Consider the following 13,105-nt stretch of genomic DNA (forward strand, 5'->3'; position numbering starts at 1 on the left):
TTTCAATCTATTGTACAAAATAAAAACCCTTTATTCTTACATAAATAGTCGGGATTATAATCAAAACCAAGTATTATAATATGATTTATTTTATGAACGAAACTTAGATTTTGTTCATTTCTTCCTATATTTCTTATAATCAAGCCTATTATCCATTTCCAATCCATGAAAATATTATACTATTGACAAAATTTTAACACATATACCCTAAAAGTCAACCCGAGTTTACTGATAGGATTAATATTTTTTTAATCTAATTTAACTTTATCATAGAATTTTTCATCAAAAAAATAACAAGACAACTTTTTGAAAGGACATTGAGATTAAATTAAACAGAAGATTAGCTACATTTCGTTTTATTAAAAGGCTCTTTTCTGAATGATTGTTGCTATGTAACCAAAATTTAAAGTGAAAACAGTGTTTTTTCACTCTAAGGGTACTATTTTATGAAGAAAAGATGCCGCTAAACTTAATACAAAGTTCATTGCTTCGGGAATTTAAAAGCAACAAAGTTTGCGAAAACAACCTCTTAAAAATATTATTTAAATCACTAGTTACATTTGATCATTTAAAACCAACAAAATCACATTGATTTTAAGTTCTTCGTATAAAACATATTTTAAACAGAGAAACATATATTAATAGTATGTATTATTTGGAGGAGATCTATAATGTTATCCATTCTAGTTAATATAATCATTATCTTTTTAAGCTTTTACTTTTTTTGCTTATGTAGTGCTCATGTTTTTATGTACAAGCCAGATCTTCAGTACTTAGAACATATGAAGAAACACCCTGTTACATTTCTTTTTTCTATTTTAGGCATCTTTGCTTTTTATTTATTAAAGAAACTAAAGCTTTCAGATCAATGGATATACCCTGCTTATGTTGGGTTATTTTTAATCCTATCAACTACCTCATTTATTGTGATGGTTTCTTCTATATAAGATATTTGTTTTATAAAATTAGCTTATATCAGGATTCACAGCTCCAGTTAATCAAAACCCTTTTGTTCCTATTCCTCAATGATTTAGCCGTTGAATCTATAAAGCAACGAAAAAATAGCAAAAAGCAACTGATACCTTTACAGTTTGCTTTTTGCTATTTATTGCTTTAATTATGGCTGTTTTCGTAAATTGTTGATTTTAGGAAATTGGAGGAAACAGCACTGTAAATAGTATAGTGGCATCTTTTCTTCTTAGAAATCGTATTTTTTTGCATTAAAACATTGTTTCTAACAGATAATAAGATCATTTAGCAACAATCTTTCAGAAAAGAGCCTTAATTATTTAACCAATCTTCGTTAGATGGATTTTGCCTCCACATTTTTAACTTCTTTATATCATCGTCACTAACATATCCTTCTTTTGCAGCTACTTCTATTAACGTATCATAATCACATAATGATTTTGATTCTACATTTGCCTCAGTTAGCTTTTCTTCACCAACTGATAAACCATAAGTAAAGATTGACACGATGCCAAGAACTTCACATCCAGAAGCTCTAAGTGCCTCAACAGCTGTAATTGCACTTCCTCCTGTTGAAATTAAATCTTCGACAACAACAACCTTATGATTCTCAAGAACTTGTCCTTCAATTTGATTTCCTTTACCATGTCCCTTTGCTTTGCTACGAACATAGCACATAGGTAAGTTCAATTTATCACTTACCCATGCTGCATGTGGTATACCAGCAGTAGCAGTACCTGCAATCACGTCTACTTCTGGGTAGTGTTCTTTAATCAAATTTGATAGACCTTCTGCAATTTTTGTTCTTATTTCAGGAAAGGATAATGTTAAGCGATTATCACAATAAATTGGAGATTTCATTCCACTAGACCATGTAAATGGTTCATTTGGTTGGAGATAGACAGCCTTAATTTCTAGTAAATGTTTTGCTATTGTTGCTTTCATACTTCTATACCCTCCCAAGATTTCTTTACAAGTAAGTATGCTTCATATGGATTTTGTTGTTTAGTAATGCTTCTACCAACTACAATCATCGTAGATCCGAGCTCACGTGCTTGCTCTGGAGTTGCGATCCTTGTTTGATCGTCTGCGGAATCCTCAATCATTCTAATACCAGGCGTAACAGTAATGAATGAATTTCCAAGCGCTTCATTTAACTCCACAACCTCATGTGTTGAACATACAACACCATCTAAGCCGCTTTCTTTAGCCATTGTTGCATAATGAAGAACCGTCTCTTTAAGATTTTTCTTTATTAAAAGTTCGTCTTGAACCATGTCTTCTGAAGTACTTGTCAGCTGAGTAACTGCGATACAAGTAGGACGTTTCTTACCAGCCGGTGTACCTTCTATTAAGCCCTCTATTGCTGCTGTCATCATCTTTTTCCCACCTGCAGCATGAACATTCACTAGATCTACATCAAGCTTTGCTAAGCCTCGCATTGCTTGTTTAACAGTGTTAGGAATATCATGTAACTTTAAATCTAGAAATATATCATGTCCTAACTGTTTGATATGAGAAATAATTGAAGGTCCTTCTTGATAGAAAAGTTCCATTCCAACTTTCACAAAAAGCTTTTCTTCTTGAAAGTGACTTAAAAATTCGTCTACTTCATTTCGATCTTTAAAATCAAGAGCTATAATTAGTGGTCTTTGCATCAGTTTTCCAGCTCCTTCCGATACACTCTTCAACAGAATTAAAGCCTAACTCATTTAATTTTCCCGGTAACTGCTGGATGATTTCCTGACAAACAAACGGATTCACAAAATTTGCCGTGCCTACTGCAACAGCACTTGCCCCTGCATACAAGAATTCAATAACATCGTCTACATTTTGTACGCCACCCATTCCAATAATCGGAATGTTTACAGCTTGACTAACTTCATACACCATACGAATAGCCACTGGTTTAATAGCAGGACCGGATAATCCACCAGTTTTGTTCGCTATTACCGGTTTTGCAGTTTTTAAATCAAGTCTCATACCAATTAATGTGTTGATCATCGTTAACCCATCAGCACCAGCTTGTTCGATAGCTTTAGCCATTTCAACAATATTTGCAACGTTTGGAGAAAGCTTTACATAAACAGGTACTGCTGAAACCTCTTTGACTGCTTTCGTTAACTGTGCTGCAACTTCTGGTATTGTTCCAAAAGCAATTCCCCCAGTTTTTACATTAGGACATGAAATATTTAATTCTAATGCATGCACATTATTCGCTTGACTAATTTTTTCAGCCACATACACATAATCGTCAATTTGAGAACCAGCGACATTCGCAATGATAGGAACATCATATTGCTCAAGCCAAGCCAGTTCTTCTGATATGATTTTTTCAACTCCTGGATTTTGTAGTCCAATCGCGTTTAACATACCTGCTTCTGTTTCAGCTACACGTGGTGTAGGATTACCAAAACGGGGTTCTTGTGTGCTTGCTTTAATCATAATTGAACCAAGCTCACTTAAATCATAAAATTGACTATACTCTCTCCCAAAACCAAAACATCCAGAAGCAGGCATGATAGGGTTTTTTAATGACAAACCTGGTAAATTCATTTGTAGCATATTATAAAACCACCTCTCCAGCCTTAAACACAGGACCATCACTACATACTTTTTTATAACTTGTTCCAGTTGGATCATCACCAGTATGACATACACATGCAAAGCAAGCCCCAATTCCACAGCCCATTCTTTCTTCAAGAGATAAAAACAGTGGTTTATGACCATGTAGCTTTTCTAGCGCTCTTAACATTGGGGTTGGTCCACAAGTATACATTGCCTCAAATTTTATTTCATGATCTGTTATTGCGTTTGTAACAAATCCTTTGTATCCATATGAACCATCATCAGTTGTAATAATGGTTTTTCCTAATTTTTGAAATTCCTCTTCTAAGAAAACAGCGTTCTTTGATTGAAATCCTAGTACATGTTGTACTGTGACACCTTTTTCAACTAACTGTGTTGATAACTCTAATAATGGCGGGACACCAATTCCTCCCCCTACCAAAAGCACAGTTTGACCACTTTTAACCTCATCAACCGGAAATCCGTTTCCTAAAGGACCAAGTACATCCACCACATCTTCAGTTTTCTTAAGAGAAAGGAGCTGTGTCCCAGCTCCTTCAGCACGATAAATCATAGTAAATTGCTTTTTATCTTTGTCGATTTTAGAGATACTGATTGGTCTTCTTAATAAAGGTGTTGTCCCTTCAGATGCTTTTAAATGTACAAATTGACCAGGACTACCCATTTCAGATACTAGCTCTCCTTGAAGTGTTAATTGGAATATTTTCTCTGCAATGTTTTCATGTTTCGTTACGACCATCAGCTCTTTTTTAATCACGTTAAGCTCACCTCTAGCTGTTTATTAATTTTAGGCATTGTATCTGTTGAAAATGTCATAGACTCAAGTACACGTAAAATTGCTACAGCTGTATCTAATGAAGTTAAACATGGAATACCATTTTCAACTGATTCTCGGCGAATTTTAAAGCCATCTCTTGCAGGTTGCTTTCCTTTTGTTAATGTATTGATAATAAATTGTGCTTCACCTTTACGAATAACATCTAGTAAGTTATGCTCTTTTGCACCAATTTTGTTTACAACTTTAACTGGAATATTATTGTTTTTAAGATAATCTGCTGTACCACTTGTTGCAAGAATTTGATAACCTATTTGATGGAATCTACGAGCTATTTCTAACCCTTCTTCTTTATCTTTATCAGCAATTGTTAATAAAACTGATCCATGATTTTTAATTTGAATACCTGATGCTACTAAAGCTTTGTAAAGTGCTTTTTCTAACGTAATATCTTTCCCCATAACTTCACCTGTTGATTTCATTTCAGGTCCAAGCGTAATATCTACATTACGAAGTTTAGCAAATGAGAATACAGGAGCTTTTACGTATACCCCTTCACTTTCAGGATAAAGACCAGTTTCATAGCCTAAATCTGCAAGTTCAGCACCTAAAATCACCTTTGTTGCTAAGTTTGCCATCGGCACACCAGTTATTTTACTTAAAAATGGAACTGTACGACTTGATCTTGGATTTACTTCAAGTACATAAACCTCACCCTTAGATAAAACAAACTGGATGTTAAGAAGTCCTACTATGTTTAACCCTTTTGCAAGCTTAATTGTGTAATCAATAATATTATTCTTAATTTCTTCAGATAAAGATTGAGGTGGATATACTGCAATTGAGTCACCAGAGTGAACACCGGCTCTTTCAATATGTTCCATAATTCCTGGAATTAACACAGTCTTACCATCAGAAATGGCATCTACTTCAATTTCTTTACCTGTTAAATATTTATCGATTAATACTGGGTGCTGCGGATTAATTTTTACAGCGTTATTCATGTAATGTAATAGCTCAGCTTCTTGATAGACGATTTCCATTGCACGTCCACCTAGTACATATGAAGGACGTACTAATACTGGGTAGCCGATGTTTGTTGCAATTTTAACTGCTTGCTCTACAGATGTTGCCGTTTTACCAAGTGGCTGAGGAACACCTAATGAAACTAGTGTTTGTTCAAACTTATCGCGATCTTCTGCTCGATCAATATCTTCTAATGTTGTTCCAAGGATCTTAACTCCTCTAGCTTGTAATTCACTAGCTAAGTTAATGGCTGTTTGTCCACCGAATTGAACAACAACACCTTTTGGTTTTTCTAAATCAATGATGTGCATAACATCTTCAATTGTTAATGGTTCAAAATAAAGCTTATCTGAAATACTGAAATCAGTTGATACTGTTTCAGGGTTATTGTTAACAATGATCGCTTCATAACCTGCTTCTTTAATAGCCCATACCGAATGAACTGTTGCATAATCAAATTCAACACCTTGACCGATTCGAATCGGACCTGATCCTAGGACAACAACACTTTCTCTTTCTGTAACTATAGATTCGTTTTCATCTTCATACGAGCCATAGAAATACGGTGTTGTTGATTCAAATTCTGCTGCACACGTATCAACCATCTTATAAACTGGAATGATATCTGCTTGTTTACGAAGCTCATAGATTTCACGTTCATTTGTGTTCCATAGCTTAGCAATTTCAGAATCTGCGAATCCCATTTCCTTTGCCTTTTGCAGAATAGTTAGATCATATTGATTTTCTTGCAGTTTTGTTTCAAACTTAATTATTTTTTCAATTTTCATCAAGTAAAATAAATCAATTTGACTCCACTCATGAATTGTTTCTTTTGTCACACCTCTTCTTAATGCTTCAGCAATATAGAATAGACGTTCATCACCAGCTCGGCGAATACGTTTTTCTATTAAATCATCCTGGAATCCTTCAGCATTTTTCAAGCGTAAGTAATCAACATCAGATTCTAAAGAACGAACTGCTTTTAATAATGATTCTTCTAAGGTTCTTCCAATCGCCATTACTTCACCAGTGGCTTTCATCTGTGTTCCTAATCGACGGTTTGCTGATTCAAATTTATCAAAAGGCCAACGTGGTATTTTAGAGACAATATAATCAAGAGCAGGCTCAAAGCAAGCATACGTTCTTCCAGTTACTGGATTTTTCATTTCATCAAGAGTTAACCCTACTGCAATTTTTGCCGCCAGTTTTGCAATTGGATAACCAGTTGCTTTTGAAGCTAATGCTGATGAGCGACTTACACGTGGATTCACTTCAATAATGTAATACTTAAAGCTATTTGGATCAAGGGCAAGCTGAACATTACAGCCACCTTCTATTTTTAATGCTCTAATAATCTTCAAAGATACATTACGAAGCATTTGATATTCTCGATCACTTAATGTTTGACTTGGTGCAAATACGATTGAGTCGCCTGTATGAACACCAACAGGATCAAAGTTTTCCATATTACACACAACGATCGCATGATCATTTGAATCACGCATAACCTCATATTCAATTTCTTTAAAGCCAGCAATGCTTTTTTCAAGAAGACATTGTGTAACCGGACTATGTTTTAATCCACTTGAAACGATCTCGATTAACTCTTCCTCGTTTTCACAAATTCCTCCACCTGTTCCACCTAAAGTATAAGCAGGTCTTACAATAACCGGATAGCCAATACGTTCAACAAAAGCGTAGGCCTCTTCTAAGTTGTGGATGATATCACTTTCTGGTACTGGTTCATTTAACTCATTCATTAATGATCTAAAAAGATCTCTGTCTTCAGCTTGTTTAATTGCTGATAATTTTGTACCAAGAATTTCTACATTACATTCATCTAATACACCTGATTCTGCAAGTTCAACAGCCATGTTTAATCCCGTTTGTCCCCCTAGTGTTGGTACTAAAGCGTCTGGGCGTTCTTTTCTAATAATATTGCTTAAAAACTCTAATGTAAGGGGCTCAATATAAACTTTATCTGCTATTTCTGTATCTGTCATAATCGTCGCAGGGTTAGAGTTAACAAGAACAACCTCATATCCTTCTTCTTTAAGTGCAATACAAGCTTGTGTTCCTGCATAATCAAATTCTGCTGCTTGACCGATTACAATTGGACCTGATCCGATAACAAGAATTTTATTAATATCTGTACGTTTTGGCATTATAGAACCCCTTCTTTCTTATTAAGTTCAATCATATTTAAAAATTGATCAAATAATCCGTTCGAATCCTCAGGACCTGGAGACGCTTCTGGATGGTATTGTACTGTAAATGCTGGAACATGTTTATGCTTGAGCCCTTCAACCGACCCATCATTTAATGCAATATGTGTTATTTCTAATTCAGTATGACTAATTGAATCTTCTCTTACTGTATACCCGTGATTTTGTGATGTAATATCAACTTTACCTGTGCTTAATTCCTTTACAGGATGATTTGATCCACGATGACCAAATTTCATTTTTTCTGTATCAGCACCACTTGCTAAGGCAAACAACTGATGTCCTAAACAAATCCCAAACAAAGGAACCTTGCCTAATATTCCATTAATCATTTCAATCGCCTGTGGAACTTGTTTTGGATCCCCAGGACCATTTGAAAGCATAATTCCATCAGGTTTTAGCTGTAACACTTCTTCTGCAGTGACTGTATGAGGTACAACAACGATATCACAATTACGCTTATTTAATTCTCTTAAAATACCATGCTTCATTCCATAGTCTACTAGTACGACACGATGACCTCTACCAGGACTTGGATAAGCTGTTTTCGTTGATACAACTTCTACTTGATTTGTTGGTAAATCAGTCTCTTTAAGTTTATTAATTACATCCTCAACACTCGCATCTCCTGAGCATATAGCGCCTTTTAATGTACCGTGCATTCTAATAATTCTAGTAAGTTTTCGTGTATCTATCCCTGAGATTCCAGGTATATTTTTGATTTTAAAATACTCATCAATTGAATACTCACTTCTCCAGTTAGAAGGGTAGTCACAATACTCTTTTACAACAAAGCCATTGATAAAAGGTGTAATTGTTTCAAAATCATCACGATTGATACCATAGTTTCCTATCAAAGGATACGTTAGGGTAACAATCTGACCGCAGTATGATGGATCTGATAAAATTTCTTGATAGCCTGTCATTCCTGTATTGAAAACGACTTCACCATAATTTTCTTTATCACTTCCAAATGCTTCACCTAGAAAAATTGTGCCATCTTCTAAAATTAATTGTCTTTTCATACTGTAACTCCTCCCTTTTTCCATGCAATATTTCCATCAACGATTGTTAATGTTGGCCAACCCTTACAAGACCATCCAGTAAATGGTGTATTCTTCCCTTTTGAAAGGAAATTCTCCGGATCAATAACAGCTTCTAAGTCTAAATCAACTACTGTTATATCAGCTACTTCTCCAACTTTTAACGCACCACTTCGTAATCCAAATGCTTCTGCTGGTTTAACAGTTAAATAATCGATTATTTGCTTAAGTGTGAATTTTTTTGTTAATACAAGATTTGTATACAATAATGGAAATGCTGTTTCTAATCCAACAATACCGAATGGTGCTAACTGCATCCCTTCTGCCTTTTCACTTGCAGCATGTGGTGCATGATCTGTTGCGATAAAATCAATTGTTCCATCTAATAAACCCTCTAATAGTGCTTCTTGATCAGCTTTTCCTCTTAAAGGAGGATTCATTTTAAAGTTAGGATCTAATCCTGGAATATCATCTTCACAAAGAAGCAAATGATGTGGTGTAACTTCTGCTGTTACGTTAATTCCAGCTCGTTTTGCATCTCTTACTACTCTAACCGATTCCTTAGTACTAATATGGCATACATGATAGTGACATCCTGCAGCTTCAGCAAGAAGGATATCTCTTGCAATATGTACAGATTCACATACTGAAGGAATTCCATTAATACCATGCTGTTTCGAAAACTCACCTTCATGAACTGAACCTTTATTAATTAATGTATTTTCTTCACAATGTGCAACAATCGCGGCTCCAATCGATGCAGCTTCCTTCATTGCCTCTAGCATTTTTCCTGCTGATTGAACACCAACACCATCATCTGTAAAAGCAAAAGCGCCAGCATCTTTTAAATCTTGGAAGTTTGTTAATTCCTCACCAAGCTGTCTTGTTGTAATAGAAGCATATGGTAATACCTTCACAACAGCTGTTTCTTTAATTCGGTTTTGTAACCACTCCATTTGTTCTTTTGTATCTGGCACTGGACGAGTATTTGGCATTGGAGCAATTGTTGTAAATCCGCCTCTTGCTGCACTTTGTGTTCCCGTTTTTATTGTTTCCTTGTGCTCACCACCTGGCTCTCGTAAGTGAACATGAAGGTCGATAAAACCAGCTGATACAAGCTGTCCATCTACTAAAATCTCTTCGTATCCATTAGTCGATAAATCTTCTCCAATTTCTATAATTTTATTGTTTTCTACCTTAACATCTGCTTTTTTTAACTCACCAAGTTCATCTATGATAAATCCATTTTTAAGAACATATAACATGTTTATTGACCTCCTGTATGTGGTTAATTTGTTGTAAAGCTCTCTTTAAAACTGCCATTCTAGCAAAAACGCCATTTTCCATTTGTTTAAAGATACGAGATCGCTCACATTCAATTAAATCTCCATCAATTTCTACGTCTCGATTTACTGGAGCAGGATGCATGATGATCGCTTGGTTATTCATTTGTTTTGCTCTTTCTTTTGTTAAACCATATTGAGACAGATAATTTTGTGCATTTGCCTTTTGTTCATGTCTTTCATGCTGAATGCGAAGCAGCATAACTACGTCTGATTGAGAAATTGCTTCATCAACTTCGACATATGTTCCATTATTATTTAATGGATCTTGCCATTCTTTTGGTCCCGAGAATAAAACTTTTGCACCAAGTCTAGTTAAAACCTCAGCATTTGAACGAGCTACACGACTATGCTTAATATCACCATGGATAGAAACAGTCAAATCTTTAAAGCTACCAAACTCTTGTTGAATCGTTAACAAATCTAGAAGCGACTGAGTTGGGTGATGACCACAACCATCTCCAGCATTTATGATAGGAATTGAAACCTTTCCAATCAAATCCTCAAAAAAATGATCTTCCTGATGCCGTATCACTACTGCATTTGCACCGATTGATTCTAACGTTTTCACTGTGTCATATAACGTTTCACCTTTTTGAACACTTGAATGCTCAGCACTGAAATTTAATACTTCAAGTCCTAATTTTTTTTCAGCTACTTCAAAACTAAATCTTGTTCTTGTGCTAGGCTCAAAGAATAAATTTGAGACAAACATCATTTCAGATGGCTTCCATCCATTTCCTAGCTTATATTGCTGGGCATCATAGAGAATCTCAATAATTTCTTCGTTTGTCAGTTCGTTCATCATTAGTAAATTTGACATTAATATCCTCTCCTTAGTAAAAAAACACCCTGAATCAGATGATCAGGGTGTTTTAAAGTAGAGCAAACTTAGGTATATTGATATACCTTCATATTGCCTTACACCCTTTCAAGCCTCTCTGGACTTCCTTTAAAAGATCTAAGCAAATTTATACAGTTTGATTATCATTAATTGTAGCTTCTTTATCTTGTGGTAAAACCAAGTTTAAGATAATACCGATAATAGCTGCTAAAGCCATTCCATGTAAATCAAAGTTTTCAATTTTAAGTGTTGCTTCACCAATTCCGATTACTAAGATAACCGAAGTGATGATTAGATTTCTTTTGTTCCCTAAATCAAGTTTGCTATCAATCATCATTCTTAATCCTGATGATGCGATAATTCCGAATAGTAGAATTGATACCCCACCCATTACAGGTGTTGGAATCGTACTTATGAATGCTGAAATTTTGCCAATGAATCCGAACACAACCGCTAACACGGCAGCACCTAAAATAACTAACACACTGTATACTCTTGTAATTGCAAGTACTCCAATATTCTCACCATATGTTGTGTTTGGTGGGCCACCAAGAGCAGCGGCAATCATTGTTGCTACACCATCACCTAATATTGAACGATGTAAGCCTGGCTTTTCAATATAATCTCTTCCAACTACTTTGCCTAAAACTAATTGATGACCGATATGCTCTGAAATTGTTACAACAACAACTGGTACCATTAGAAGGATAATGTCCAGTGAAATTCCCGGTGTATAATTAACAAAGGGGATAACGAAATTTGGTACTTGAAACCAGCTTGCTTCGATTACTTTTGAAAAATCTATGATACCAATTGCTAATGAATATAAGTAACCTCCTGCAATCCCAAGTAGTACAGGTATTAGATTAAAAAAGCCTTTTAAAAAGATTGAACTTAAGATTGTAATTAATAATGTTATGAGAGCTACTGAAAAGTACTGTAAGCTATATTCATTTGCATTTAATGTTGCCATATCAACCGCTGTACCCGCTAAGCCTAATCCAATTACGATAATAACAGGACCAACAACTACTGGTGGTAGAACCTTCATTACCCAATTATGACCAGTTGCTTTTATAAGTAGAGCAATAAGTCCATAAACCAAACCAGCTAAAAAGCTCCCTACCATTGCTGCACCAACACCAGCTTCTGCCTTAGCAACAATGATTGGTGTTATGAAAGCGAAAGATGAACCTAGATAAGCAGGTACTTGCCATTTTGTAATAAGTAGAAATGCAATCGTTCCTAAACCACTTGAAATTAAAGCAACTGCAGGATCTAATTCGACAAGGAAGGGTACTAATATTGTTGCACCAAACATGGCAAACAAGTGTTGAAAGCTTAACGCTATCCATGTTAAAGGTTTTGGAGTATCTTTTACATCTAGTACGATTTGTTTTTCATTTTCATTCACTGTGGTAACCTCCGATATGTTTTTCTTCTTGTTAGTTATATTGTGTGAAGTAATCACTGTTTAAACAAAAAACCTCTTCGCTATAGGTGCAAAGAGGTACAAGAAGGTTACAAGCACTATTATGCTTGATTCCTAATGTGCCCCTTTGTAGCCTCTCTGGACCAATCTTAAAAGGGTTTATTATTCATTTTCATGTATTGTTACTTGGTCATTTTGATCAGCTTCATGAAGTTCGACAACAATTTTTTCTGACCCTGACGTAGGAATGTTTTTCCCTACATAATCAGCACGTATTGGCAACTCACGATGACCACGATCAACTAAAACAGCTAATTGAATATTTGCGGGCCTTCCGATATCAACAAGAGCATCCATCGCTGCTCTGACAGTTCTTCCTGTGTATAATACATCATCTACTAAGATGACTTTTTGATTTGTCACATCAACTGGTATATCTGAACCTTTTACAAGTGGTTCTTGATCACTTGTTTTTGTAGACAAATCATCTCGATAAAGAGTGATATCTAATTCACCAATTGAGATTTTTTTCCCCTCAATTTGTTCAATACGTTCAGCCAGTCTGTTAGCCAAATATATACCACGGGTTTTAATTCCTACAAGCACACTATCTTCAATGCCTTTATTTCTTTCAATGATTTCATGAGCAATTCTCGTTAATGCTCGATTTATTGCTTGTTCATCTAATACAACTGCTTTTTGAGACATTCTTTAATCTCCTTCCCTTTCGTTACTAAAAAGTAACCTTGAAAACGAAAATACCCTCTCACCGTAGTGTGAGAGGGTACACGAAGATATAGTTAGACTAAGCCTTATAGCTATGGTCCTATTCCGTTTTCCTTCTCAGCCTCACGGGACT

The 13,105-nt window shown here is 35.3% G+C and carries 11 protein-coding genes; 1 reads left to right on the forward strand and 10 read right to left on the reverse strand.

Going from position 1 to position 13,105, the window contains the following annotated elements; translation table 11 throughout:
* The first annotated feature begins 671 nt into the window (after positions 1–671).
* Positions 672–947, forward strand: coding sequence for a hypothetical protein (locus LC076_RS02075; protein WP_226665797.1), 276 nt, complete (start codon positions 672–674; stop codon positions 945–947).
* 334 nt (positions 948–1,281) lie between these two features.
* Here the strand turns inward: LC076_RS02075 and pyrE are convergent, their stop codons facing one another.
* The 10 genes from pyrE to pyrR form a co-directional block, all read right to left on the reverse strand.
* On the reverse strand, positions 1,282–1,914 hold the full coding sequence (gene pyrE, locus LC076_RS02080) for an orotate phosphoribosyltransferase (RefSeq protein WP_226665799.1): 633 nt from the start codon (positions 1,912–1,914) through the stop codon (positions 1,282–1,284).
* Entirely contained in the window at positions 1,911–2,627 is a 717-nt protein-coding gene (gene pyrF / locus LC076_RS02085; protein ID WP_226665800.1) for an orotidine-5'-phosphate decarboxylase, read from the reverse strand. The genes pyrE and pyrF overlap by 4 nt, the downstream gene beginning before the upstream one ends.
* Entirely contained in the window at positions 2,599–3,534 is a 936-nt protein-coding gene (locus LC076_RS02090; RefSeq protein ID WP_226665802.1) for a dihydroorotate dehydrogenase, read from the reverse strand. The genes pyrF and LC076_RS02090 overlap by 29 nt, the downstream gene beginning before the upstream one ends.
* Position 3,535: 1 nt before the next feature.
* Positions 3,536–4,312: a dihydroorotate dehydrogenase electron transfer subunit gene (locus LC076_RS02095; RefSeq protein WP_226666153.1), complete on the reverse strand. Its 777-nt coding sequence runs from the start codon at positions 4,310–4,312 to the stop codon at positions 3,536–3,538.
* Positions 4,312–7,524 (reverse strand): carbamoyl-phosphate synthase large subunit, encoded by a 3,213-nt coding sequence (gene carB, locus LC076_RS02100; protein ID WP_226665804.1) that lies wholly within the window; start codon positions 7,522–7,524, stop codon positions 4,312–4,314. Before carB ends, LC076_RS02095 begins: the two co-directional genes overlap by 1 nt.
* Positions 7,524–8,609 carry a carbamoyl phosphate synthase small subunit gene (locus LC076_RS02105; RefSeq protein ID WP_226665806.1) on the reverse strand — a complete coding sequence of 362 codons (1,086 nt, stop codon included), beginning with the start codon at positions 8,607–8,609 and terminating at the stop codon, positions 7,524–7,526. The genes carB and LC076_RS02105 overlap by 1 nt, the downstream gene beginning before the upstream one ends.
* On the reverse strand, positions 8,606–9,892 hold the full coding sequence (locus tag LC076_RS02110) for a dihydroorotase (RefSeq protein ID WP_226665807.1): 1,287 nt from the start codon (positions 9,890–9,892) through the stop codon (positions 8,606–8,608). Before LC076_RS02110 ends, LC076_RS02105 begins: the two co-directional genes overlap by 4 nt.
* The gene (locus LC076_RS02115; RefSeq protein WP_226665809.1) at positions 9,876–10,793 is read right to left on the reverse strand and encodes an aspartate carbamoyltransferase catalytic subunit; all 918 of its coding nucleotides are present in this window, start codon (positions 10,791–10,793) and stop codon (positions 9,876–9,878) included. Before LC076_RS02115 ends, LC076_RS02110 begins: the two co-directional genes overlap by 17 nt.
* 148 nt (positions 10,794–10,941) lie before the next feature.
* On the reverse strand, positions 10,942–12,228 hold the full coding sequence (locus LC076_RS02120; protein WP_226665810.1) for a solute carrier family 23 protein: 1,287 nt from the start codon (positions 12,226–12,228) through the stop codon (positions 10,942–10,944).
* A 180-nt stretch (positions 12,229–12,408) separates the two neighbouring features.
* Positions 12,409–12,954, reverse strand: coding sequence for a bifunctional pyr operon transcriptional regulator/uracil phosphoribosyltransferase PyrR (gene pyrR, locus LC076_RS02125; protein ID WP_226665812.1), 546 nt, complete (start codon positions 12,952–12,954; stop codon positions 12,409–12,411).
* Positions 12,955–13,105: the final 151 nt, after the last annotated feature.

The sequence above is a fragment of the Metabacillus litoralis genome (genome assembly GCF_020524045.1).
GTDB classification, from domain to species: domain Bacteria; phylum Bacillota; class Bacilli; order Bacillales; family Bacillaceae; genus Metabacillus; species Metabacillus litoralis_C.

Bases quoted from the DNA above. Each gene is read 5' to 3' on its own strand.
- pyrF (WP_226665800.1), bottom strand. From the start codon at position 2,627: ATGCAAAGACCACTAATTATAGCTCTTGATTTTAAAGATCGAAATGAA.
- pyrE (WP_226665799.1), bottom strand. From the start codon at position 1,914: ATGAAAGCAACAATAGCAAAACATTTACTAGAAATTAAGGCTGTCTAT.
- LC076_RS02090 (WP_226665802.1), bottom strand. From the start codon at position 3,534: ATGCTACAAATGAATTTACCAGGTTTGTCATTAAAAAACCCTATCATG.
- LC076_RS02075 (WP_226665797.1), top strand. From the start codon at position 672: ATGTTATCCATTCTAGTTAATATAATCATTATCTTTTTAAGCTTTTAC.
- carB (WP_226665804.1), bottom strand. From the start codon at position 7,524: ATGCCAAAACGTACAGATATTAATAAAATTCTTGTTATCGGATCAGGT.
- LC076_RS02115 (WP_226665809.1), bottom strand. From the start codon at position 10,793: ATGTCAAATTTACTAATGATGAACGAACTGACAAACGAAGAAATTATT.
- LC076_RS02110 (WP_226665807.1), bottom strand. From the start codon at position 9,892: ATGTTATATGTTCTTAAAAATGGATTTATCATAGATGAACTTGGTGAG.
- pyrR (WP_226665812.1), bottom strand. From the start codon at position 12,954: ATGTCTCAAAAAGCAGTTGTATTAGATGAACAAGCAATAAATCGAGCA.
- LC076_RS02105 (WP_226665806.1), bottom strand. From the start codon at position 8,609: ATGAAAAGACAATTAATTTTAGAAGATGGCACAATTTTTCTAGGTGAA.